The sequence below is a fragment of the Bacteroides faecis MAJ27 genome, from assembly GCF_900106755.1.
In the GTDB taxonomy this organism is placed as follows: Bacteria; Bacteroidota; Bacteroidia; order Bacteroidales; family Bacteroidaceae; genus Bacteroides; species Bacteroides faecis.
On the sequence record NZ_FNNN01000022.1, the window covers coordinates 1 to 26,469 of the forward strand.

Annotated in this window: 16 protein-coding genes and 1 pseudogene; 10 read left to right on the plus strand and 7 right to left on the minus strand. The window is 44.1% G+C overall.

Translation table 11 applies throughout. From position 1 onward, the window contains the following. Positions 1-239 precede the first annotated feature (239 nt). The 7 genes and pseudogenes from BLW31_RS17435 to BLW31_RS17465 form a co-directional block, all read right to left on the minus strand. Positions 240-1,442, minus strand: a complete 1,203-nt coding sequence (locus tag BLW31_RS17435) for a glycosyltransferase family 4 protein (protein ID WP_010535745.1) — start codon at positions 1,440-1,442, stop codon at positions 240-242. Continuing rightward, positions 1,439-2,572: a glycosyltransferase gene (locus BLW31_RS17440; protein ID WP_010535744.1), complete on the minus strand. Its 1,134-nt coding sequence runs from the start codon at positions 2,570-2,572 to the stop codon at positions 1,439-1,441. The genes BLW31_RS17435 and BLW31_RS17440 overlap by 4 nt, the downstream gene beginning before the upstream one ends. Beyond that, positions 2,569-3,741, minus strand: a complete 1,173-nt coding sequence (locus BLW31_RS17445; protein WP_010535743.1) for a glycosyltransferase family 4 protein — start codon at positions 3,739-3,741, stop codon at positions 2,569-2,571. The genes BLW31_RS17440 and BLW31_RS17445 overlap by 4 nt, the downstream gene beginning before the upstream one ends. After that, the gene (locus tag BLW31_RS17450) at positions 3,729-4,757 is read right to left on the minus strand and encodes a hypothetical protein (RefSeq protein ID WP_010535742.1); all 1,029 of its coding nucleotides are present in this window, start codon (positions 4,755-4,757) and stop codon (positions 3,729-3,731) included. Before BLW31_RS17450 ends, BLW31_RS17445 begins: the two co-directional genes overlap by 13 nt. After that, positions 4,754-6,202, minus strand: coding sequence for an O-glycosylation flippase (wzx, locus tag BLW31_RS17455; RefSeq protein WP_029425103.1), 1,449 nt, complete (start codon positions 6,200-6,202; stop codon positions 4,754-4,756). The genes BLW31_RS17450 and wzx overlap by 4 nt, the downstream gene beginning before the upstream one ends. A gap of 93 nt (positions 6,203-6,295) precedes the next feature. Then, a complete protein-coding gene (metG, locus tag BLW31_RS17460; protein ID WP_010535740.1) occupies positions 6,296-8,335 on the minus strand; it encodes a methionine--tRNA ligase in 2,040 nt (679 codons plus the stop codon). A gap of 142 nt (positions 8,336-8,477) precedes the next feature. Then, a pseudogene (locus BLW31_RS17465) lies at positions 8,478-8,741 on the minus strand (S24 family peptidase); the annotation flags it as partial. Here BLW31_RS17465 and BLW31_RS17470 point away from each other — a divergent pair. From BLW31_RS17470 to BLW31_RS17515, 10 genes are all read left to right on the plus strand, one after another. Next, positions 8,739-9,149, plus strand: a complete 411-nt coding sequence (locus tag BLW31_RS17470) for a hypothetical protein (protein WP_010535738.1) — start codon at positions 8,739-8,741, stop codon at positions 9,147-9,149. The pseudogene BLW31_RS17465 and the gene BLW31_RS17470 sit on opposite strands and share 3 nt — an antisense overlap. A gap of 346 nt (positions 9,150-9,495) precedes the next feature. Next, positions 9,496-11,556 carry an acetate--CoA ligase family protein gene (locus BLW31_RS17475; protein WP_010535737.1) on the plus strand — a complete coding sequence of 687 codons (2,061 nt, stop codon included), beginning with the start codon at positions 9,496-9,498 and terminating at the stop codon, positions 11,554-11,556. 98 nt (positions 11,557-11,654) lie between these two features. Beyond that, a complete protein-coding gene (locus BLW31_RS17480) occupies positions 11,655-15,677 on the plus strand; it encodes a hybrid sensor histidine kinase/response regulator transcription factor (protein ID WP_010535736.1) in 4,023 nt (1,340 codons plus the stop codon). A gap of 59 nt (positions 15,678-15,736) precedes the next feature. Next, positions 15,737-17,029 (plus strand): Gfo/Idh/MocA family protein, encoded by a 1,293-nt coding sequence (locus BLW31_RS17485; protein WP_029425102.1) that lies wholly within the window; start codon positions 15,737-15,739, stop codon positions 17,027-17,029. Next, on the plus strand, positions 17,026-17,274 hold the full coding sequence (locus tag BLW31_RS17490) for a hypothetical protein (RefSeq protein ID WP_010535734.1): 249 nt from the start codon (positions 17,026-17,028) through the stop codon (positions 17,272-17,274). The genes BLW31_RS17485 and BLW31_RS17490 overlap by 4 nt, the downstream gene beginning before the upstream one ends. Positions 17,275-17,320: 46 nt before the next feature. After that, positions 17,321-18,739 carry a Gfo/Idh/MocA family oxidoreductase gene (locus tag BLW31_RS17495; protein WP_022300823.1) on the plus strand — a complete coding sequence of 473 codons (1,419 nt, stop codon included), beginning with the start codon at positions 17,321-17,323 and terminating at the stop codon, positions 18,737-18,739. Between the two features lie 56 nt (positions 18,740-18,795). Beyond that, positions 18,796-20,145, plus strand: coding sequence for a 3-keto-disaccharide hydrolase (locus BLW31_RS17500; RefSeq protein ID WP_022300824.1), 1,350 nt, complete (start codon positions 18,796-18,798; stop codon positions 20,143-20,145). A gap of 92 nt (positions 20,146-20,237) precedes the next feature. Further along, positions 20,238-21,098 carry an FAD:protein FMN transferase gene (locus BLW31_RS17505; RefSeq protein ID WP_022300825.1) on the plus strand — a complete coding sequence of 287 codons (861 nt, stop codon included), beginning with the start codon at positions 20,238-20,240 and terminating at the stop codon, positions 21,096-21,098. Between the two features lie 146 nt (positions 21,099-21,244). Next, complete coding sequence (locus BLW31_RS17510) at positions 21,245-24,193, plus strand: glycosyl hydrolase 115 family protein (protein ID WP_010535730.1); 2,949 nt, start codon at positions 21,245-21,247, stop codon at positions 24,191-24,193. Positions 24,194-24,339: 146 nt separating this feature from the next. Continuing rightward, entirely contained in the window at positions 24,340-26,469 is a 2,130-nt protein-coding gene (locus BLW31_RS17515; RefSeq protein ID WP_010535729.1) for an alpha-N-acetylglucosaminidase, read from the plus strand.

Consider the following 26,469-nt stretch of genomic DNA (forward strand, 5'->3'; position numbering starts at 1 on the left):
TCAGTTTTGGTTATAATCCAAGTGGATCAGTTTCGGTTATAAAGGTGGGTCAGGTGACTTTTATAATAATGGGTCAAGTGACTTTATATTTTCCACCAGTCCTTTTTCGGTAAATATGTAAAGACGCATCTGGGAACCTCTCCGGCTCATTACCGGAATGCGAAAGAGGAATGAGGCAGCTCAATTGTACGGATGAAGCCCGATTGTACGGATACAGCCAAGACCGGGAAATGAGTCTGTTATTGGGAAATGATCTCCTGAAAAGCTTTCAGGTAGCGTTTGCTGACCGTTTCCATATTAATCTTTTCCCGGATGATCCGTTCCGATTCTTTTCCCATTTCTCTGCAACGTTCGGGAGATTCGAACATCTCTCTGATTCTTTCTGCCAGGCTGTCGGCATCTCCGTCCTTAAAGAAGTATCCGTTTCTGCCTTCCATGACCAGGTCGCGTTCCGTGCTGTCGCATACGGCACAAAGAACAGGCATCCCGTACGTCATGGCGTCATTGATCGAAAGTCCTCCCATACCCGCCAGCACATAGATACTCGATTCGTTCATATAAGCTCCCAGCATCTTCGGATCGTAGACGGCTCCGATAAAGCGGATACGGTCTGCCAATTGCAAGTCGCTTGCCTGTTGCTTGAGGCGGTCCAGCTCCGGTCCGTCGCCTACGATCACCAGTTCCGCTTCCGGATAGTCGGCGGCTACTTTCCGGAAAGCCTCTATCAGTAAATCCACCCGTTTCCATTTTACCAGCCGTCCGATGTGCAGCAGGCGGCGGTCGCACGGCGGAAGGATGGAGGGAGAAGCCAGTACGGATTCTTTTTCTTTGAGAAGCGCATCCGTATCGGTCGAATTGTAGGTGACGTGTATCTGTTCTTTCTTTACTCCGTAAGAAGGAAGGATATCGTAGGCGGCTGTCGAGTAGTTCAGCGTTCCGGCAGCCTTGGCGTAGCAGTACTTACGTATCTGGGTCGTTACCCATTGTCTCAGATAAAATCCGGTACCCTTGCTGAGCAGACGCATACCTTCGTCGTGCATCGGGTTGGCCTTGAAATATTCCCTGATCTTTCCGTAAGGCGGAGTCTGGAAGGGGATTTCGCGAATCACCAGTCTGGCGTTGCAAGACTTGATCGCTTTTCTCAGTGCAGGCTGGAAGAAAACTTGCAGGAAGTAGGGCCATCCTACCACTACTATATCCGGTTTTTCTTCCGCAATGATTTCGGGGAGTGCGGGAAAAGCGCTTTTTCCGTAGAACATCTTCTTTTCCGGCGTTGTCAGATGCTTGTAGGCGCCTCCTTCTACCATTTTCACCCCTTTGCCAATCGTTGTGTTTCCTTTTTGGGGGCTGACGACGGTTATTTCGATTCCTTTTGCCTGTAGTCTGTTGAGCATGGCATTCAGGTAGTGGGGGATTCCTCCGAATGTAAAAAGTACTTTCATTGTATATGCTTGCTGATTTGATTAAAACATGTGATTAGTTTCTCCACAGTGTGTTCGTGGGCGTATCGGTCGAAAGCGTGGAGGGGTGTCTTTGCTTCGGTACACAGCGAACGGATAGCTGCGCTGCATTCTCCGGCATTGTCTTCTCCGGTGGTCTGGCCTGTGCCGTACTGTTCCACTCTTTGTCCCATGCAGAAGCCACGGCTGACGATGACCGGTTTGCGGAAGGCGGCTGCTTTGGTCAGCAGGTTACTGCTGCCGGTGAACTGCTTGTATGCGGCAAAGATAAGATCGCTCTCCGCTATCAGGGCATTGAAGCAGCTTTCATCGGGAATCTTCTCTAAAGAAAACAGACAATTACTTCTTGACTTTTCAAAAGTCTGCAGATCGTTTTCCTGTTGTGCGGTGAGAGAAGATTTTCCGGCAATCAGGAAGAAGTAGTCTTCTTCGGGCAGTAAAGGGATGCTTTCCAGCAACAGTTTTATTCCCTTGCGGAAATTGATTGAACCGAGCAATGATACGACTTTCCTTCCTTGAGCCTTCTCTTTCAGTTCCTGTAGCAACGGGTAAGTGGTGGCGGGAGCCGAAAGATCGGCAAAGTCAGGAAACAGCAGAATGTTGCCCTGAAATGCTTTCAGGTCTTTTGCCGAGTATTCGTTCAGTATACCTGTCCCCACGCAATTCTTGCTGCGCAGGAAAGGCCGTGTATCGGGCATCCCCGGCTGGTAGGGCGGCAGGGCTGACTGAACAAGCAGCCCGCTCCACTGATAAGGCAACAGAAGATTGAACAGCCATAATGGAGCCAGGGTAGGCAACATATCGTCGAGGCAGGCGAAGAATACCAGATCGGGATGCTGCCGTTTAAGGCTCCGGCGCAGCCTGTATAAGTTTTGCAAACGAATCATTGCATTACGCAATACAACCAGCTTCTTCTGCAACGGTTTCCCGGCAGGAAGCGGCAGCAGCGGATGCGCCGAAATGGGCTGAAAGGTGACCGTAGCCTGTATATGTTTCCCGTCGGGAGCGATGAGCGACGTTTCGTTACCCATGCCGGCCCAAGTGTGGGCAAACTGTTTATAGTACGTCTCCCGATGGCCTGATACTGAACAATCAATGACGGTAACTTTCATGATTTCAATGCTTCTGAATAAACTTGCAGTAACTTCTGTCCCGCCAACTGAAAATCGAAACGGTTGACAATGGACTGACGGATTTTCTTTTTGTCGAACTGCTCATAGGTATCGTACAATGCTTTCATTTTCCCGGCGAGGGCCTCCACATCTCCCGGCTGAATGAGAAAGCCGCTTTCGGGAGTGATGATATTTTCCGGTCCTCCGCATTCGGTGCCGATAGCTGGCAGACCTGTTGCCATCGCTTCGATAAAGACAATGCCGAACGTCTCTGCATAGGAGGCCAGTACAAAAGCGTCGCAAGTGCCCAGCAGTTCGGACAGTTCTTCCCGTGACAGGCGACCGGTCAGCTTTACCTGCCCTTGCAACTGAAGAGACTGAATCTGCTCCGTGAGTGACTGCATTTCTTCTCCGTCTCCGGCAATAAGCAAAGAGACATGCGGCATATCCTTGAAGGTCCGGTGAAAGGCAATCAGCAAATCCCGGAATCCTTTCCGTTTATTCAGGTTTCCGGTACTGATGAAGGTGAAATGCTTCTCTTTCTCCGTCTGATGGAGGCTGAACTTGAAGGTGCTCGTATCTACAAAGTTAGGTATAACCGTCACTTTATCTAGGTCGTTGATATAAGGGTAGAGGCTTCGTTTCAGTTTTGTGCCGACGCAGATAATCTTTCGTGCTTCGCTGTATGACTTCTTTAAGATCACTTCCTGCGACGGAGTTGTCTGATTACCATTAATGGAAGATGCGTGCTCCGTGATGACGTAGGGAATCTTGTACCATTTGTAAATCAGCCGGGCGGTATACCCCGCCCACGTGGCAAAATGTGCGTGAATCAGGTCGGGACGCCCCTGTGTGCGGATGTACTTCCGTACTAGCAGGACGGTCAGTAATGACCAGATGATTCCTCCTGTACGGGTGCTTAGCTTCGGGTTCCAGGCATGCATGCGCATGGTGACGAAACTGCCGTTATCTTCCGCCGAAATCTGAAAATGGCTTTCTTTGCGGAACCGTTTCCATGTGAAGTTTTTCAGGGGTCTTTGCTCTGTAAAGGCAAGCCCTGTCTTGCAGCCCGATTTAACCAGTTGCATAGCCTGCTCGAAGAACATATATCCCCGGTGTGGAGAGGAATCCTTCTCAGGATAGTACATAGGAAGTATCAGTATATGCATTTGTCTTTTATTTTTAGAAGAAGAATGGTGTAGAAGTCACGGATACGTTTCCCCAGAGTAACGGTGGGCACGCCGGTGTAAGCGGAAGCTTTCTTGCGGAATGCCTCTTCATCGTCGAAAGCGGGGTGGTTCACAAAGTGTTTGTACAGCAGATACAATCCCCTTTTCTTCTCATAGGGAAGGTGCCACACTGCCAGTTGCTCGTCTCCTTTTTCTACCGTATTGTATTTGGGATAGGTCCAGAGACGTTTGACGTATTGATTGGCGATATTATTGTGGATGTGGAGCTTTGTCGCCACTACGCTCAGGAAGTGGGCTTCCTCGTTCAGCTTGGGTCGGTTGGCGGCAAAGCGTTCGAGGTTGTAATTCCACAGGGCGGGATATGCTTCATTGATTTGTGCCACTACATCTCCCCGCAGCGAGATAAATTCTCCCCCGTAGTAATGGACAAGTTCCTCTTTTATTTCTGGATTCTTCGCTTCTCCGTAACAGTCGTTATAGATGTCCGTCATTTCCTTTAGCGTGATTCCGTTTACGCTGAGGTCCGGTCGGTCGGATGCGTCGTACAGGGCGGAGCCATGTTTCCGGGTATCGCTGAAAAGCTGCTCCAGCGGACGCATGCAGAGACAGTCCGCGTCGCAGACGAGCAATGTATCGTCTGCCTGCATTCTTTTCTCCATATAGCGCAGGATGTCATACAGGTAGAACTGGTTTCTCCATGCTCCGTACCATCCCTCGGGCGGGATGCAGAGGTAGGGCAAACAGACGGTTTCAATCTGTAACTCCTTGAATAGCCGCTCCAGATAATCGGGAAACTGATCCAGATTGCTGAAGAAAAGCAGCTTGTCATTCGGATGATAATGCCTGAAGGTGGTGAAAAACGGTACTTGTATCTGCATATATATGGAATGGACGAGGGCGGAATCTCCCCGTTTGCCTGCCTGCGGATAGAAACTGGCATCTTCTTTGGATTCTTTGTAGAACCAAGTCGCTATGTAATTGGTAGGTGTCGTCATGATATCTTTTTCTTTTTAATGAACTGAATACATTCATTGAAAATGACTGATTGCATTTTCCACAAAACAAGTGCGTATAGAGAAGCCACGAAAACAACTTTGATGGCAAGTGACAGATACAGGCTGGTGATGCCCAGCGTAATGTAATGGGCGGCGATGGTCAGCGAAGCTGCCAGCAGAAAGTACGGAGCGATATCTTTCAGTATGCTCCACAGGGTCAGCGGAATTTCCCTTCGGGCAAAGAGGTACCAGACGAACATCCACAGGATATTGATAGCGACAAACAGATAAATCATGGTAGTGATGCCATAAGGATAGCTGATGCAGGCAGTGATCAGTTGCAGTACGCTTAGTGCGATACTGTTGAACATGAAGACGGAAGAACGTCCGCGGCTGACCAGTAATAAAGAGAACAGATTGTTGACCGGGATAAAAGCTCCCCATATACAGAGCAGCTGCATGATCCGGGCGGAAGCGAGCCATTTGTCCGTGATGGTAATCAGAATAAATTCTTTGGCAATAAGGCTGAGCCCGAACATGGCGGGGAAAGAGATAAAGGCTGTGAATCGCAGCATCTTATGGAATACAGCCGCCTGACGCTGCGGATCATTGGCTACACTTGCCAGTACAGGCTGGGTGACTCCGTTGATCATTCCGGTGATGAGGGCGTGCCCCTTATTGTTCCAGTTGTTGGCCTGGCTAAAGTCTCCGACCTCTTGTTTGGTATAGAACTTACCTAGCAGGACCGAGAACAGGTTTTGATTAATGATGATAAAAATTTGGGTAATCAGCATTTTGCTGCTGAATCCGAACATCTCTTTGATAGGCGAGAAGTCGATGCGGAAACTGGGTTTCCAGTGGGCAAAGTACCAGTTGAGCATAGTGCCTATGAGGACAAAAACCATCGTTTGTATCGCTATGCCCCAATAGGCGAATCCGTTCGCGGCAAGAATGATGGCGACCATTCCGGAGACGAACAGGCTTGAAAGGGAAATGATGGTATTTTCTTTCACTTTCAGGTTGCGGAAGAGGATAGCTCGCGGAGCAATTCCGAAACTGGCTATAAAAAAGCTGAGGAAAGAAAAACGGGCCAGTGACGTTAGCTCCGGGGTGTCGTAAAAGTCAGCAATCAGAGGAGCCGAGAAATAGAGCAGGACGTACAGGGTGGCGCCACAGGAGATACTGAACCAGAATACAGCATTGTAGTCTTTATCGCTGACCTTCTCGCGGTTGGCCAGCGCTGCCACAAGACCGCTTTCCTGTAGAGCGGAAGCGATGGCAGGAAAGATGGCCAGCATGCCGATCATACCATAATCGGAACGGTCCAGTAATCTTCCCAGTACTATTCCGAAAAGAAGTCCTAATAGTTGCTGTATGCTGCTGCTAAGTCCTCCCCAAAATAGCCCTTTGGCTGTCTTTTGTTTCAGTGACTGTTCTTCACTCATATTATTATAATCGGTGAAGGAGGGTGTGCCAAAAGTCAGTGACACATCCCATCCTTCCATTCCTCATTTGTTGATGGTGTATTAGCTTATCGCTTATTTTACTTCGCTACCCGGCTTCACCTCTTTCTGAGGCATGATCACTGCCAGGCTACCGTCGTTGTTTTCGGCACTCAGAATCATGCCTTCACTGACGATACCTTTCAGCTTGCGCGGTGCGAGGTTGGCGATAAAGCAAACCTGTTTGCCTACCAGTTCTTCTGGCTGGTAATGCTTTGCGATACCCGATACGATGGTACGTGTTTCCAGTCCGTCGTCAATCTTGAATTGCAGCAGCTTGTCGGCTTTCGGCACTTTCTGGCATTCGAGGATGGTACCTACGCGGATATCCAGTTTCATGAAGTCGTCAAATTCGATGTTCGGACGAATCGGATTTGCCTTGTAGTTGGCTTCTTCGTTGGCTTTCTTGGTATCGAGCAGTTTCTGTACCTGTGCTTCGATCACGCTATCTTCTATTTTTTCAAACAGGAGTTCCGCCTTGTTCAGTTGATGGCCTACCGGTAGCAGGTCGTTTCTGCCCAGTTCTGCCCATTCGAAAGTTTCCATGTTCAGCATCTTGCGGAGTTTCTCCGAGCTGAAAGGCAGGAACGGTTCGAAAGCGATGGCAAGGTTGGCAACCAGTTGCAGCGAGATGTTCAGGATGGTGCCTACACGTTCCATGTCGGTCTTAGCCAGTTTCCAAGGTTCGGTGTCGGCAAGGTACTTGTTGCCGATGCGTGCCAGATTCATCGCTTCTTTCTGCGCATCGCGGAATTTGAATACGTCGAGCAGTTTTTCTACTTCTGCTTTCACGTCGGCAAATTCTTTCAGCGTTTCTTTGTCGTACTCTGTCAAATTGCCTTGTGCGGGTACTTTGCTGTCGAAGTATTTCTGGGTCAGTACCATGGCACGGTTTACGAAGTTGCCGTATACGGCTACCAGTTCATTGTTGTTGCGTGCCTGGAAGTCTTTCCAGGTAAAGTCGTTGTCTTTCGTTTCCGGGGCATTGGCAGTCAGCACATAACGGAGCACGTCTTGCTTGCCGGGGAAGTCTTCCAGATATTCGTGCAACCATACTGCCCAGTTGCGGGAAGTCGAAATCTTGTCTCCTTCCAGATTCAGGAATTCGTTGCTCGGAACGTTGTCCGGCAGGATATAGCTGCCTTCTGCTTTCAGCATGGCAGGGAATACGATGCAGTGGAACACGATGTTGTCTTTTCCGATGAAATGGAGCAGGCGGGTTTCGGGATCTTTCCACCATGTTTCCCAACTGTCGGGAAGCAGTTCCTTTGTATTGGAGATATATCCGATAGGAGCATCGAACCATACATACAGCACCTTTCCTTCAGCGCCTTCAACGGGCACAGGAATACCCCAGTCGAGGTCGCGGCTTACGGCACGTGGCTGCAATCCCATATCGAGCCAGCTTTTGCACTGTCCGTATACGTTGGGACGCCATTCTTTGTGATCTTCCAGAATCCATTGGCGCAACCAGCCTTCGTGTTTGTCGAGAGGAAGATACCAGTGCTTGGTCTCCTTCATGACAGGCTTGCTGCCGCTGATGGCGCTTTTGGGGTTGATCAGGTCGGTGGGCGACAGGGAAGTTCCGCATTTCTCGCATTGGTCGCCATAAGCGCCTTCCGAATGGCAGTGAGGACATTCTCCGGTGATATAGCGGTCGGCAAGGAACGTTTTCGCTTCTTCGTCGTAATATTGTTCGGAAGTTTTTTCGATAAACTCTCCTTTGTTGTATAATGTCTTAAAGAAATCCGAAGCCAGCTGGTGGTGCGTCTTCGAAGTGGTGCGGCTGTATACGTCGAATGAAATGCCGAATTCTTCGAACGACTTCTTTATCAGATAGTGGTAACGGTCTACTACATCCTGCGGGGTGACTCCTTCTTTCTTTGCACGAATCGTGATGGGTACTCCGTGTTCGTCCGAACCTCCGATAAATAATACATCTTCTTTTTTCAGTCGCAGATAACGCACGTAGATATCTGCCGGTACATATACACCGGCCAGGTGACCGATATGTACAGGTCCGTTCGCATACGGCAGTGCCGATGTGACGGTGGTTCTCTTGAATTTCTTTTCCATTGATATAGAGTGATTTTATGATTTTACTGCTTGCAATGTGCAATGATACGGTTTGCAACGTGCAAAGATAATGCTTTCCGCAGATTTCAGGAAGAAATGTGACAGGAAATCTGCGGAAAAGGCCTGTTTATCCTGTTCCGTTTTACATCATCATATTTTTCCTTATCGAGAACTTGACTATGGCCATATCCTGAATGGTGTCTACCGGCAAGTCCATGGGCTCATGATGCGGATTGTAGCTTACGAGTTTGACATATCCTTCTTTCTCTGACCGGTTGACGTATTTCACCGTCAGATACTGGTCGCCGTCGAGGTGAAATGCTACAATATACATTTCTCCGTAAATCACATTGCTGAAGTTGTTGATCCCCTTGAATCCGATGATGTCTCCTGACTTAAGAATATGAAATTGTTTGTTGTTATATTGTTGGCTTTGATATGTTTAGATGTACTATTATGGTTCTTGATATTTTATACTAAAGAGCCTGTTGTTTTTGATGGTCTTACTAATCTTTTTATTGTAATATTTATATCTGTCATTAATGTTGCTATTGGATCTATATGTGTTAAAAAAGAGAATCGATTATTCATTGTGGTAGTTATTATGGATTTTTTATTTGATAAGTATTCCGAGGTTATAGATAAAATGTTATATCAAAAATGGGAGTTTAGTATAAAGGATGGAATTGGAAATTATGGAATTGTAACTACAAATAAGGATAGTATATTTTTCCATGGTGAAGATTCAAGTTTCTTTTTTATCCAGCATAATTACTTATATAATTATGCTAGTACTAAAATAATATTACCCTAATACCTGTTAGAAAAATGAATGAAAATTATAAGTCATTGTTGAGGATAAATATTTAGTAATGGATAAATATAATTGGTTGTTTCTTTGAAAAATATGATTGTAGTAGAGTAGTGTTTATTTCCCCTGATTATGTGTGGTTCAATAGCGCTTATCTTTCTCTGAGGAATCAAAATTATGGGGTAGAGAATGAACATGAACTGACCAAAAAGTTAGCTTATAGTTGAATAAACCAAGTGTTATTCTCTGTTTCCCAAAACTTCCACCTATAATTCTCTTCTTTTTCTTTCTTTTTTCTCACAGGAAAGAATATATTTGTATCCTAGTTAAATGTAAACCAGTGTATGATATGATAACAACCCAGTTGCTTCGTCCCGAAAGTATAGTTGTAGTAGGGGCTTCGAATAATGTACATAAGCCGGGTGGCGCTATATTGAAAAATCTGATAAACGGAGGTTATCAGGGAGAGCTTCGGGCAGTGAATCCGAAGGAGACAGAAGTGCAGGGAGTTCCTGCTTTTGCAGACGTAAAAGAACTGCCGGATACCGATTTGGCGGTGTTGGCTGTTCCTGCTGTTATGTGTCCGGATATTGTAGAGACACTGGCAAGTGAAAAGCAGACGCGGGCGTTTATCATACTCTCTGCTGGATTTGGTGAAGAGACTCACGAAGGGGCACTGCTGGAAGAACGTATATTGGAAACTGTCAATAAATACGGTGCTTCTCTGATTGGTCCGAACTGCATCGGACTGATGAATACATGGCACCACAGTGTTTTCAGTCAGCCTATTCCGAATTTAAACCCGAAAGGAGTCGACCTGATCTCCAGTTCCGGTGCTACGGCGGTCTTTATTCTTGAAAGTGCGGTGACAAAAGGCTTGCAGTTTAACTCAGTCTGGTCGGTGGGAAATGCCAAGCAGATTGGAGTGGAAGATGTACTGCAATTTATGGATGAGAATTTTGATCCGGAGAAAGACTCCCGTATCAAACTGCTTTATATTGAAAGTATACACAATCCGGACAGATTGCTTTTCCATGCTTCTTCATTGATCAGAAAAGGCTGTAAGATTGCAGCGATAAAAGCAGGTAGCTCAGAAAGCGGAAGCCGTGCTGCTTCTTCTCATACCGGGGCGATTGCCAGTTCCGATTCGGCTGTAGAAGCACTGTTCCGTAAGGCTGGGATTGTGCGTTGTTTCTCTCGTGAAGAATTGACTACCGTGGGCTGTGTATTCACCCTTCCCGAATTGAAAGGAAAGAACTTTGCCATTATCACACATGCCGGAGGTCCGGGAGTGATGCTGACGGATGCTCTGAGTAAGGGAGGCCTGAACGTACCTAAACTGGAAGGCGAACTGGCGGAAGAACTGAAAGCACAACTCTTTCCCGGAGCTTCCGTAGGAAACCCTATTGATATTTTAGCCACCGGCACACCGGATCATTTACGTATTTGCATTGACTATTGCGAAGAGAAATTAGAGAATGTAGATGCTATTATGGCCATTTTTGGTACTCCCGGACTGGTGACTATGTTTGAAATGTATGATGTCCTTCATGAAAAGATGCAGACCTGCTGCAAGCCTATATTCCCGGTTCTCCCTTCCATCAATACAGCCGGAGCGGAAGTGGCGGCATTTCTTGCCAAAGGACACGTGAACTTTTCCGATGAAGTGACTTTAGGAACAGCTCTTTCCCGTATTGTCAACGCTCCGAGACCGGCGGTTCCTGAGATTGAACTGTTTGGAGTCGATGTGCCGAGAATCCGTCGTATCATTGATTCTATCCCGGAAAATGGTTATATTGAACCTCATTATGTACAGGCTTTGCTGCATGCAGCCGGTATTCCATTGGTTGATGAATTTGTTTCCAATAAGAAAGAAGAGGTCGTGGATTTTGCCCGGCGATGCGGATTTCCGGTAGTAGCTAAGGTGGTGGGGCCGGTGCATAAATCAGATGTAGGTGGAGTGGTGCTGAATATTAAAGGTGAGCAGCATCTGGCTCTCGAATTTGACCGCATGATGCAGATTCCCGATGCGAAAGCGATTATGGTTCAGCCTATGCTTAAAGGAACAGAACTGTTTATTGGTGCAAAATATGAAGAGAAGTTCGGACACGTGGTGCTTTGCGGTTTGGGCGGTATCTTTGTGGAGGTATTGAAAGATGTATCTTCCGGTCTGGCACCTCTTTCTTATGAAGAGGCTTATTCAATGATCCATTCATTGCGTGCCTATAAAATTATTCAGGGAACACGCGGACAAAAGGGAGTGAATGAGGATAAATTTGCTGAAATTATTGTTCGTTTATCTACTTTACTCCGGTTTGCAACAGAAATAAAAGAAATGGATATAAACCCGCTTCTGGCCACTGAGAAGGCTGTTATAGCGGTCGATGCACGTATCCGAATAGAAAAATAAGACTATTCTTTTATTCATTGGGACATATTTTCTATCTTTAGGCAGTATTTTTGCCTACATTTGATAACTCAAAACAAAAGGTAGAAAACAAACATCGTATGAAGAAAGCTTTAGTACTCTTTATAGGTTTTATATGCTATCAAATCATCTGTCATGCACAAGTGATGGATGAGCATTACTATTTCAAAAACCTAAGTGTACAGAATGGATTATCCCAGAATACGGTCAATGCTATTTTGCAGGATAAACAAGGGTTTATGTGGTTTGGAACAAAAGATGGACTGAATCGGTATGACGGTTTATCATTCCGGAAATTTAAACACGATGGCCGTAGTCAGCAAAGCATTGGTAATAGTTTCATAACAGCGCTTTATGAGGATGCGGAAGGAAATATCTGGGTTGGTACGGATGTGGGGCTTTATATCTATTATCCGGAACATGATTCATTCCGGCATTTTGAAGAATTGAGTGTGGAAGACACAAAGATAGAGCATACTGTAACAGCGATTGTGGGAGATGACCAAGGATGTGTTTGGATTGCGGTAGAGTCTCAGGGACTCTTTTGTTATGATTTGGAGAAAGAGCAACTTCAAAATTATACCTTGAAGAACTTCCCTTTTATTTCTACTAATGTTCAGTCTTTTGTTTTTGATAATAGTGGAACTCTTTGGATAGGTTGCTATGGTGACGGGCTCTTTTATTCAAAAGACCGTTTGAAAACACTTCAACCTTATATCTCTCCTGTTGATAATAAGGAAACTTTCGAGAATGATGTTGTAACTACTCTTGTAAAAGGTGCCTATAACTGTCTGTACATCGGTTCTTTGAGAGGTGGTGCAAAAGAACTGAATTTAACTTCTAATAAATTACATGATCTGCTTTCCGTTGATGAAAATGAAGAGCCTGTTCTTTGCCGTAATTTGCTGGTTGCTTCTGATAATGAATTGTGGATTGGGGCAGAATCGGGGATTTATATCTATAATCTCCGGATGGGTAAATATGTCCATCTTCGTAGTTCAATCAATGATCCTTATTCTCTTTCAGATAATGCCATCTATTCATTGTGTAAAGATCGCGAAGGAGGAATTTGGATCGGTTCTTATTTCGGAGGAGTGAACTACTATCCTCGTTTCCATACTTATTTTGAAAAATATTATCCGAAAGGTACAAATAATGGATTGCATGGAAAAAGAGTACGTGAATTCTGTCAGGACAATCAGGGGATTTTATGGATCGGTACGGAAGATGGTGGGTTAAATCGCTTTGATCCGAAAACCAAAACCTTCTCTTTTTTCACTCCAAGCACTGCTTTTACCAATGTTCATGGATTGTGTCTGGTTGGTGATCATCTTTGGGTAGGGACTTTTGCAAAAGGAGTGAAGGTGATTGATACACGCACGGGAGCGATTGTGAAAACGTATCAGAAGACGGATTCACCCCGTTCATTGATGGATAACAGCGTCTTTTCTATTTGCCGGACAACAACAGGAGATATTTATCTGGGAACTTTATTCGGTTTATTACGCTACAATAAGCAGACCGATGATTTTGACCGGATACCGGAACTGAACGGTAAATTTGTGTATGACATCAAGGAAGACTCTGGCAGCAATCTATGGCTTGCAACTTATGCAAATGGAGCCTATTGCTATAATGTGAATGAAAAGAAGTGGACCAATTATCTTCATGATGAGAAAGATCCGAAAAGTCTTCCGTATGATAAGGTATTGAGCATTTTTGAGGATTCTCATCGGCAAATATGGTTAACTACACAAGGTGGAGGCTTCTGTCTGTTCCATCCTGAAACGGAAACCTTTACCAGCTATGATTCTCGTAACGGCTTGCCGAATGATGTTGTATATCAGATTGTGGAAGATAAAGACGGGCTTATGTGGCTGACAACTAATAATGGGCTGGTATCTTTTCAGCCTGCTACAGGAGCCATGAAAGTATATACTACGGCTAATGGATTGCTAGGTGACCAGTTTAACTATCGTTCCAGTTTTCAGACAGAGGACGGGACAATCTATTTGGGAAGTATTGATGGCTTTGTCGCTTTCAATCCGAAAAATTTCTCCGAGAACAAGTCCCTTCCATCTATTGTGATAACCGACTTTTTATTATTTGGAAAAGAAGTATATGCTGGTGACCCCTCGTCTCCGTTGAAAAAAAGCATAAACTTTCTGGATGAGCTGGTTCTTCAGCCCAATCAGAATTCTTTCTCGTTTCGTGTTGCTGCTTTAGATTTCCAGGCACCACGAATGAATCGGATCATGTGTAAATTGGATGGCTTTGATGAGGAGTGGTTGCCGGTCGGCGAGAGTCCTGTGGTAACTTATTCCAATTTGTGGTATGGTGATTATACTTTCCGGGTGAAAGCAGCTAATAGCGATGGAGTATGGAACGAGAAAGAAGTAGCTTTGATAGTTCGTATACTTCCTCCTTTTTATCTCACTATTTGGGCCTATTGCGTTTATGTTTTGCTGATTATAGGTTGTTCTCTGTATGCAATATGGTATTTCAAGCAACGTAGCAGTTATAGGCATCGCAGGCAGATGGAGAAGTTTGAGCAGGAAAAAGAACGAGAAATATATCATGCGAAGATTGATTTCTTCACGAATGTTGCTCATGAAATACGTACTCCGCTGACTTTAATTAAAGGTCCGTTGGAAAATATTATCCTTAAGAAAAAAGTAGATGCGGAGACGCGTGAAGACTTGAATGTCATGAAGCAAAATACGGAACGTCTGCTAAATCTGACGAATCAGTTACTGGACTTCCGTAAGACAGAAAGCCAGGGATTCCGTTTGAACTTTGCTAAGTGTAATATTACGGAGGTATTGAAAGAAACCCATCTACGGTTTACTTCTCTTGCTAAGCAGAAAGGATTGGAATTTACCTTGCAGTTGCCCGAAGCGGATTTTTATGCCCATGTCAATCAGGAAGCATTTACAAAGATCATCAGTAACTTGCTCAATAATGCCGTGAAATACTCAGAACACTATATACATGTATTTCTGGAGGTGACAGAAGGAGGGGAAAATAAGGTATTCTGTATCCGCACAGTGAATGACGGAGTGATAATACCTCGTGAAATGAGAGAGGAAATATTCCAGCCTTTTGTCCGTTTCAATGAAGGAGATGACGGAAAGGTGACTACCGGAACAGGTATTGGATTGGCTCTTTCTCGGTCACTGGCTGAACTACATCAAGGAACATTGGCTATGGGAAAAGAAGAAGATAGTAATACCTTCTGCCTGACGTTACCTATTGTCCAGGATATGACAATCACGTTGACTCCGGAAACAGAAATGGAACCGGAAACTGTAAATGAACCTACGGTGGAAGTGGAGCAAGGAGAAATAAAAGATAATCGCCCCACTGTACTGGTAGTGGAGGATAATCCGGATATGCTTGCCTTTGTGGTCCGTCAGTTGTCGAAAGAGTATGCGGTACTGTCGGCTGCCAATGGTGCGGAAGCGTTGAAAATGCTGGATGGCAATTATGTGAATCTGGTGGTGAGCGATGTTGTCATGCCTGTTATGGATGGTTTTGAGTTGTGTAAGACGATTAAATCAGACCTGAATTATAGTCATATTCCTGTTATTCTGCTAACTGCGAAAACGAATATTCAGTCAAAGATAGAAGGCATGGAACTAGGTGCGGATGCTTATATTGAAAAACCTTTCTCTGTGGAATATTTGCAGGCTTGTGCCTCCAATCTTATTCAGAACAGAGAAAAATTGCGTCGGACTTTTGCTCAATCTCCTTTTGTGGCAGCCAACACCATGGCATTGACTAAGGCCGATGAGGACTTTATAAAGAGACTGAATGAAGTAATTCTGACGAACCTTAATAATCCGGAGTTTAGCATGGATGATATTGCGGATAGTTTGAATATGAGCCGCTCTAACTTTTATCGGAAGATAAAAGGAGTATTAGATCTGAGTCCGAATGAATATCTCCGTCTGGAACGTTTGAAAAAGGCTGCCCAGCTGTTAAAACAAGGAGAAGGACGGGTAACTGAAATCTGTTATATGGTCGGTTTTAACTCTCCATCCTATTTTGCCAAATGTTTTCAGAAACAGTTTGGAGTGTTACCAAAAGATTTTGTGGATTGAGTAGGTAGTAACCGGATACGGGAACTAAAATAAAATACGAGAAATTAATTAACTAAATAATGAAAGATACACCTATTAGTAGACGGGATTTTCTGAGAAATATGGGAATAGCTGGGGCTGGAGCGCTCCTAGCGGCAAGTCCTTGGCTTTCTGCTTTTTCAGAAATCATGAATACATCAAATGAAAAATGCCGGTTGGCGGTTATCGGTCCCGGTTCGCGAGGACGTTTTTTGATGAGCTTCTTGGTAAAGAATCCGAAGGTTGAAATCGTAGCGCTATGCGATATTTATCAGCCCTCCATTGACGAAGCATTGAAACTTGCTCCTAAGGCAAAAGTATACGGTAACTATCAGGAGGTGCTGGAAGATAAAAATGTGGATGCTATCTTGGTGGCTACTCCCCTCAGTGCACACTACAAAATAGTGATGGACGCTTTTGACGCAGGGAAACATATATTCTGCGAAAAGTCAATCGGCTATACGATGGAAGAATGTTACCACATGTACCAGAAGCATCGCAGCACCGGAAGAATCTTCTTTACTGGACAACAACGCCTGTTTGACCCACGCTACATCAAGGCTATGGAAATGATTCATGCCGGTACATTCGGCGAAATAAACGGAATCCATACATTCTGGAACCGAAATGGAGATTGGAGACGTTCTGTTCCTTCGCCAAACCTGGAGCGTCTGATAAACTGGCGACTCTATAAAGAGTTCTCGAAAGGGTTAATGACAGAACTAGCCTGTCATCAGCTCCAGATAGGAAGTTGGGCATTGCGGAAACTTCCAGAGAAAGTAATGGGGCATGGAGCCATCACTTATTGGAAGGACGGACGTGAGGTATATGATAATGTGAGTTGCATATACGTATTTGATGATGGTGTGAAGATGACATTCGATTCCATCATTTCCAATAAATTTTATGGTCTTGAAGAACAGATTATGGGTAATCTCGGGACTGTGGAACCTGAAAAGGGAAGATACTACTTTGAAAGTGTTGCTCCTGCTCCGGCATTTTTGCAACTGGTTAATGACTGGGAAAACAAGATGTTTGACTCACTGCCTTTTGCGGGTACAAGCTGGGCACCGGAGACAGCCAATGAAAACAAGGGTGAATTTATTATAGGTGAACGTCCGAAAAGTGACGGTACATCCTTACTGCTGGAAGCATTCGTAGAAGCTGTAATAACACAAAAACAGCCGGAAAGAATTGCTGAAGAAGGTTACTATGCAAGTATGCTCTGTCTGTTAGGACATCAGGCCATGGAGGAAGAAAAAACACTTTATTTCCCCGATGAATACAAAATTGACTATCTGAACCATCAATCTAAAACACCCGAAACAACATGAAAGATACAGTTTTGACCGCACGGCGGAAGAAAATAGAGATAATCACCTTACTCGTATGTTTTGTACTTGCCAATCTGGTGAATCTTTATGCAATTATCGCATATAACAGATCTATGATGGAAATGATAACCTCTATTTTCTATATAATCATATTTGCTTTTGTTCTCTATGCTTGCTGGACGCTTCTGCGCCTCCTTTTTTATGGAGTGAAGGCGTTATTGACAAAGAAGAAAAACAGACTGTGAGACAGAGCTAAATAAAATGTACCTAATCAATATCAATGATAAATTTATGACAACACGAAGAGATTTTCTAAAGACAATGTCACTGGCTTCTGCAGGATTGGCACTGGGATCTGGTGAGTTACTGAATGCTCAAACTATTTCATCTAAAAAGGGAAGAAATGAAAAGGTAAAGATAGCCTATATTGGCATTGGAAACCGTGGAGAGCAAATTATACAGGATTTTGCACGTACCGGTATGGTAGAAGTTGTAGCCCTGTGTGATGTAGACATGGGAGCTAAACATACACGAAAAGTAATGGGTATGTATCCTAAGGCGAAGCAGTTCAGAGATTTTCGCCAAATGTTTGATAAAGCCGGTAATGAGTTCGATGCTGTAGCAATTGCTACTCCTGATCACTCTCACTTCCCTATCAGCATGCTGGCTCTGGCTTCCGGCAAACATGTATATGTGGAGAAACCGTTGGCCCGTACTTTTTATGAGGCAGAACTATTGATGCAGGCTGCCCTTAAACGTCCCAACCTGGCTACTCAGGTGGGGAATCAGGGACACTCGGAAGCAAATTACTTCCAGTTTAAAGCTTGGATGGATGCGGGGATCATTAAGGATGTGACAGCTGTTACTGCTCATATGAATAATCCGCGTCGCTGGCATAAGTGGGATACGAACATTTATAAACTACCTTCAGGTCAGCAACTCCCGAAGGATTTGGATTGGAATACCTGGCTGGGAGCTGTTCCCTACCATGAATATTGTAATAAATATGATCAGGGTGAATGGCGTTGCTGGTATGACTTCGGTATGGGAGCCTTGGGTGACTGGGGGGCACATATATTGGATACTGTTCACGAGTTCCTTGAATTGGGGTTGCCTTATGAAGTGACTCTGACACATCAGGAAGGACACAATGATTACTTCTTCCCTTATTCTTCTACTATTCTTTTCCGCTTCCCGCAGCGTAAAGGAATGCCACCGGTAGATATTACCTGGTATGACGGTCTGGATAATCTTCCTCCTATCCCGGCAGGTTATGGCGTTTCCGGACTAGACCCGAACATTCCTAAAACCAATCAGGGAGATGTTCCTCCTGCTAAACTGAATCCGGGAAAGATTATCTATTCAAAAGAACTGACTTTCAAAGGGGGTAGCCACGGAAGTACCTTGTCTATTATTCCGGAAGAAAAGGCAAAGGAAATGGCAGATAAGTTGCCGAAAGTTCCTAAAAGTCCATCCAATCACTTCGAGAACTTCTTGTTGGCATGCAATGGTATTGAAAAGACACGTTCACCGTTCGAGATTAATGGCGTTTTGAGCCAGGTATTCTCATTGGGAGTAATGGCACAGCGTCTTAACACTCAGTTGTTCTTCGATCCTCGCACGAAGCAGATTACAAATAATGAATTTGCGAATTCAATGTTGGCCGGACTCCCACCGCGTAAAGGCTGGGATGAATTCTATAAATTATAAAAGCTGGTAGGGAATATAAAAACAGAATAAAGTTTGATTATAATAACAACATGAGTATGAAGAAAAATGTCGTATTGACTTTACTTTTATTCTGTGCTGCTTCTTTATCGGCACAGAACTGGGAACCTCTTTTTAATGGTAAAAACCTGAAAGGCTGGAAAAAACTGAATGGCAAAGCTGAGTATAAAATCGTAGACGATGCTATTGTAGGAGTATCAAAAATGGGAACTCCCAATACTTTTTTGGCAACCACCAAAAATTATGGAGACTTTATCCTTGAATTTGACTTTAAGATTGATGATGGTTTAAACTCGGGAGTGCAGATTCGTAGTGAGAGTAAAAAAGAATATAATAAAGGTCGCGTACATGGCTATCAGTTCGAAATTGATCCTTCCAAACGTGCTTGGTCCGGTGGTATCTATGATGAGGCTCGCAGAAACTGGATTTATTCTTTGAACTGGAATCCTTCGGCACGTACAGCTTTCAAGAACAATGCTTGGAACAAGGCTCGGATTGAAGCGATAGGTAACTCTATCCGTACTTGGATTAACGGAGTGCCTTGCGCTAATATCTGGGACGACATGACTCCTGTCGGATTTATAGCTTTACAGGTACACGCTATTGGTAATGCTGCTGACGAAGGAAAAACTGTGAGCTGGAAGAATATCCGTATTTGTACAGCAGACGTAGAGCGTTATCAGACACCGGAGTCTCAGGCTGCACCGGAAAGAAATCTGATTCCTAACACACTGTCTCCGCGTGAGAAGAAAGATGGCTGGGCTTTGTTGTGGGATGGCAAGACTAATGAAGGCTGGAGAGGAGCGAAACTGTCTACTTTCCCTGCAAAAGGCTGGAAGATGGAAGACGGCATTCTTAAGGTGATGAAGAGTGGTGGCGCTGAATCTGCCAATGGCGGTGATATTGTAACTACCCGCACATATAAGGACTTTATTCTGACCGTAGATTTCAAGATAACTGAAGGTGCAAATAGTGGAATCAAGTACTTCGTTAATCCGGAAATGAATAAGGGTGCTGGTTCTGCTATCGGTTGCGAGTTCCAGATTCTGGATGATGATAAACATCCTGATGCTAAACTTGGTGTAAAAGGTAACAGACAGTTAGGCTCATTGTATGATCTGATTCCGGCTCCTAAGAATAAACCTTTCCATAAGAAAGAGTTCAATACAGCTACTGTTATTGTTAAGGGCAATCATGTAGAACACTGGCTGAATGGAGAAAAGCTGATTGAGTACGACCGTAATAATGCGATGTGGAATGCATTAGTTGCTTATAGTAAGTATAAGAACTGGCCTAACTTCGGAAATATTATTGAAGGCAATATCCTTTTACAAGACCACGGAGATGAAGTTTGGTTCAAGAATGTGAAGATTAAGGAATTGAAATAAGAATATCCTGTATAAAAAAGAAGGAGTTGTGTCGAAAATCTTATTCTGCGAATGAATTTAGTTTCAGGCATAACTCCTTTTACTTTTGATAGATGAAAATAGCTATTCAACATTTGTACAGACCATCCCATGAGGGGGACGGATTACTTTACGCTTGGTTCTCTTCTATGCATACGCGTGTAGATATTCTTTTGTACAGTCAGAAGCCAGAAGAAGAATTGATGTCTGTGGTTGAACGCATACATGCAGCATTGAGTTATCTGGAAAAAATAGCTAATTATTATGACCCTGCCAGCGAGCTGGCTGTTATTAACCGGACCGCTTCTATATGTCCAGTGATTCTGAGCAGGCAACTTTATACAATGATTGATTTGTGCATGGAATATCATGGGAAAACGTCAGGATGCTTCGATGTCACAGTTCATTCAGAGAATTATAATCCGGACACCATTCATTCGGTGTATTTGTCAGCGGAAGAACGCAGTATCTTTTTCCAGCAACCGGGAATTACCATCAACCTTTCGGGATTCTTGAAAGGATATGCCCTGGAAACTGTCAGAGCTATATTGAACACCTGCTGTATAGAGAATGCCTTGATTAATATGGGCAACAGCTCTGTACTTGCCTTAGGTGATCATCCAGCCGGGACAGGGTGGAAAGTTAATTTTGGAAACCGCCTGGAAACAGATAAGATAGGTATGAAGCAGAGTGTTCTTCTTTGTAATGAATGCCTTACTACTTCCGGAAATGAATCGGATGGACGCAAACATATCATTTCTCCCCACGATGCCTCTTTTGTAGAGGGCATTAAACAGATAGCTGTTGTAACAAAGAACGGAGCTGTCGGAGAAATACTGTCTACCGCTCTGTTTGCCGCCAGTCCGGAACAACGCGAGGCTTTGCTTGTAAATCTTCGTCCTTTACTTATCGACTACTTCCTTATTGGTTATTAGACGACTGGATTTTTCCTTTTTGGGATGATAAAACGGACTTAGAGTAGCCTTTTGACCATATTATTCCATTTATCGGTCTATTTCTTTTATTACTTCTGTTGATTTTTGGTTTTCTTTGTACCATCGATTATCAATCTAACTTTTATATGAAAAATAAGATTTTATTAGCAGGGCTTTTTTGCTGTAGCCTTATTTCAACAGAAGCACAAGTATTACTGGATAAGAACGCTGGTAAAAACAGTTTCCCTATTGTTTCTCCGTCTGCCAATGTAGTGGTTTGTTTTGATGGAAAGGATGAGACTGTGGTTCGTAAAAGTGTGTCTTTATTTACAGATGATGTCCGTCGCGTGACAGGGCAGGATCTGAAAGCACAAGCAAGTAATCCGGGTGAGGTCTCGGCTCGTTATGCTATTATTGTAGGGACAGCCGGAAAAAGTGCTTGGATCGATGCGTTGACAGCTAAAAAGAAAATAGATATAACTCCTATCGCCGGTGGATGGGAACGGTATATGATAGAAACGGTTGATAATCCTGCACCGGGAATTAAAAAAGCCATTGTTGTAGCTGGTAGTGACAGACGTGGTACTGCTTACGGACTTCTTTCCATATCGAAAGCAATAGGAGTCTCTCCTTGGTATTGGTGGGCCGACGCTCCGATAAAACAGCAGAAAAAGCTGGCTGTCAATGTTCATAAATTCGTTTCAAAAGAACCTACTGTTAAATTCAGAGGTATTTTTATCAATGACGAAGATTGGGGACTTTACCGCTGGTCAAAGAACAATTATGAGAAGGAACGTGGAAACTTTGGACCGAAAACGTATGCACAAGTTTGTGAGTTATTGCTTCGCCTTCAGGCTAATTATCTCTGCCCGGCTATGCACGATGCGTCTATGGCATTCCACCGTATCCCTGAAAATAGATTGGTTGCAGATAGTTTTGCTATCGTTATGGGTTCCTCTCATTGTGAACCGCTGTTGTTCAATACGGCAAGCGAATGGAAACGTGATAAGATGGGGGAATGGGATTACATCAATAATAGGGCAGGGGTGGACAGTGTTCTGAGAGCTCGTGCAAACGAATGTGCTCCTTTTGAAAATGTATACACTCTGGCACTGCGTGGGTTGCACGATAGAGCGATGAACGCAAGCAATAACATGTCGGATAGAAAACAGATGCTTCAGGATGCGTTGATGGCACAACGAAAAATGTTGATCGATGCAACAGGTAAACGTGGAGAAGATATTCCGCAAGCTTTTACTCCATATAAGGAGGTATTGGATGTATATGATGAAGGTTTGGAACTGCCGGATGATGTAACGATTATATGGCCGGATGATAATTATGGATATATGAAGCGTTTGAGTAGCCCGAAAGAACAGAAACGTTCCGGACGTTCGGGGGTTTATTATCACTCTTCTTATCTGGGTAAGCCTCACGACCATCTTTGGATGAATACTACTTCGCCCACATTGATGTATGAAGAGCTCCGCAAGGCCTACGATATGACAGCAGATCGGATCTGGTTACTCAATGCCGGTGATATCAAGGCGTGTGAGTTCGCTGTCGATTTTTTCCTGTCGATGGCATATGATATCGATTCTTTCAATTTTGACAGAGCGGCTGCTTATCGGACAGAATGGTTATGTGGTATGCTGGGCGACGAATACCGTAATGAATATCAAGATGTGCTCAATTCATTCTATAAACTGGCCTTCGCCCGCAGACCGGAATTTATGGGATGGGGCTATCAGTGGGCTACCGACAAGCATGGAAGAGAGCGGAATACAGATACTGATTTCTCCTTGACGAATTATAGAGAAGTAGATTCTCGCCTGAGTGAATATCGTCGAATCGGAAGTATTACAGAGGAAATTTTAAATAAATTACCGGAAGAGAAAAAGGCATGTTTTTATCAGTCAATGTATTATCCGGTGAAAGGATGTGAACTGTTGAACAGAATGATACTGGACGGACAGAGAAATCGTTGGTATTCCATTCAGCAAAGAGCAGCTACCGGAGAATTGGAAAAAACGGTGAAAGCCTGCTATGACAGTTTGCAAGTGATAACAAAAGGGTATAATTCGCTGCTTGGTGGTAAATGGAATCATGTAATGACTATGAAACAAGGATTCGCTGCTGCTTATTTTGAACTTCCGGCATTGAGAAAAGCTTCATTGGCACCTACTGCTGTGTTGGGAGTAATGGCAGAGGGAGAAGATGTGCTGAAGGGACTGAAGAGTTTCCATTCATTGCCTTGCTTCAATACTTATCTGCGTCAGTCTTATTATGTAGATGTTTTCAATAAAGGAGCAAGTCCGTTGAAATGGAAAGCATCTGTAACGGATAGCTGGATACTGTTGAGTAAGAAAGCGGGTGAGACTTCCACAGAGGAACGGATTGAAGTATCGATTGACTGGGAAAAGGTTCCGACCGGCGAAAAAGTATTTGGGGTACTGGAGATTACTTCCGCCCAAGGTGAGAAGGAAAATGTTTATGTTTCTGTATTTAATCCTTCCTCTCCTTCATTGGCCGAAATGGATACTTTATTTGTAGAACATAACGGATATGTTTCTATCGATGCGGCAAGCTTCCATCGGAAAGTGGAAAATAAAGCAATCAAAATGCGATCAATACCTAATCTGGGTATCGAAAATACGGCTATTCAGTTAGGTGATCCGACAGCTGCGCCGCAACGAACTGCAGGGCGTAGCACGCCACGTCTGGAATACGATTTCTATACTTTTGAGCAAGGTTCAGTTGATGTTTATACCTATGTGCTGCCTACATTTGTGACAAGTAAGGATAGAGGATATGCCGGACACGAAGCTACGAACATTGAAACTAAATATGGAGTGTGTATTGATGAGGGCCCTGTACTGAATCCGTCTACTTCTTCTTTTGAGTATGCGCAAATTTGGTATGAGAGTGTATTGAAAAACTGTAGAATCAATAAGACAACTTTGCATATTGACAAACCGGGTAAGCATACAGTGAAAATTATTTGTGGAGATGCCGGAACAGTACTGCAAAAGATTGTATTAGACTTTGGAGGAATGAAACGTTCCTATTTTGGGCCACAACCGACAAGGAAATAGAGTTGTTTGATTAATAGGTAGTTAAGGATTGCCATAGTTGTTATGATTATGGGTGATAGGGTTTGTATTCAATCTTTATTTACCAAGTTATGCGAATCAGTATTCAGTTGCTGATTCGCATATATCCTTTGCCAAATAATACCAAGATGAAAAAACACTTTTTACTTATACTCTTTTTGCTTTTGGCCACAGTTGTTGAGGCTAATCCGGTAAAGCAAATGTTGGAACGTTTCCAGAAAGGTCTTTCCAACCGATTTAAAATTGAAATCCGTTCTTCTTCTGATCAGGGCGATTACTTTGAGCTGTATGGTGGTGGGCGAAAAGTCACAGTCCGTGCTAATAATTATGTGAGTGCTGCTTTTGGCATTAATTGGTATCTGAAGTATTATTGCCATGCTCATGTGTCTTTTTGTGAGGACAGATTACCGGATTTACCTGTGGATCTGCCTCAGGTGAAAGAACGCCATGAAACGGTATTATCCGACAATTTCTATATGAATTATTGTACTTTTAGCTATACTACAGCTTTTTGGGACTGGAAACGTTGGGAACGCGAGATAGACCTGATGGCTCTAAGCGGCATTAACATGCCGATGGCCATGGTTGGGGCAGAAGTTGTGTGGCGGAATACATTGTTGAAGTTTGGATATACACTTCCTGAGGTGAAAGAGTTTTTGTGTGGTCCGGCTTATTTCGGTTGGTTGTTGATGGGGAATTTGGAGAATATCGGCGGTCCTCTGCCTGATGAATGGTTTAAGGAACAGACCGTTTTGCAGAAGAAAATACTTGCCCGTATGCGTGAGTATGGGATGAAACCCGTTTTTCAGGGATTCTTTGGAATGGTTCCGTCCTCATTGAAAGAAAAATATCCGGAAGCACATTTGGTAGAGCAAGGACTGTGGAATTCACTTCAACGCCCACCGGTACTCGATCCTGCTGATCCATTGTTTGAGCAGATGGCAAAGGTATGGTATACTGAATATGAGAAGCTTTATGGTAAAGCTGATTTGTTTGGCGGTGACCTTTTTCATGAAGGTGGGAAAACCGGGGGGATTGATGTTACGGATGCAGCCCGTCGGGTACAAACAGCTATGAAGCAATATAACCCGGATGCGACTTGGGTGATTCAGGCATGGTTGGGAAATCCGAAAAAAGAATTGTTGGCAGGGCTTGATAGAAAGCATACACTGATAGTTGATCTTGCTGCTGAGTTTTGGGATAACTGGCGGAAACGCAAGGGATTTGACGGGTTCCCTTGGTTATGGTCGCATATTTCCAATTATGGAGCTAATATTGGGCTACATGGACGTTTGGATGCTATAGCTACTGGTCCAATAGATGGTCGGAAAGACCCAGAGGCATCACCAAGTATGAAAGGAACCAGTTCTACACCGGAAGGAATAGAAGTGAATCCGGTGGTTTTTGATTTGTTGAATGAAATGCGCTGGCGTTCGGAATATTTGGATATTGATACTTGGCTGAAAGAGTATTCCGTACGTCGTTATGGGGCGGAAGATGAGAATTTGAAAAAGGCGTGGATCATTTTTCACCGTACAGCTTATGGAACTTATTCCGGTCATCGCCGTCCATCAGAGTCTGTATTTTGTGCACCTCCTAGTTTAAAAAGGGATAAAATTACGGCTTCTGCCTGGAGCCAATGCCGAATCTTTTATGATCCGGATCTTTTCGCCCAGGGAGTAGGACTATTCTTGCAGAGTGCAGATCATCTGAAGCAGACGTCAACTTATCAGTATGATGCAGTCGATTTCGTCCGTCAGTATCTTGCGGATTTAGGACGGGAAGCATATTACAATCTGGTGGATGCTTATCGGGCGAAAGATACGAAACAGTTTGATTACTGGTCGGAGAGGTTTCTGCAGCTGATTAAGGATCAAAATGAGTTACTGTCCACTCACAAATGCTTCTTCGTGGGACGCTGGCTGGATATGGCCCGTTCGAAGTCAAAGCAGCCTGAATTGCAGGATTTGTATGAGCACAATGCCCGTATGCTGATCGGGACATGGACGGAGACGCTTAGTCCGGTGCGCGACTATGCCCACAAGGAATGGGGCGGACTGTTGAAGGATTATTATCTGCCTCGCTGGACTAATTACATCGCTTATCTTAAAGGTACATTGGAAGGACGTTCACTTACTGTTCCGAACTCGTTTCAAGTGGAGAAGGCGTGGGTAAATGCACATAATAAGTATGTGCTTGAGACCGGTGTTGATCCAGTGGAGACAGCCAAGAGAATGTATCGTAAATATCATATTTAA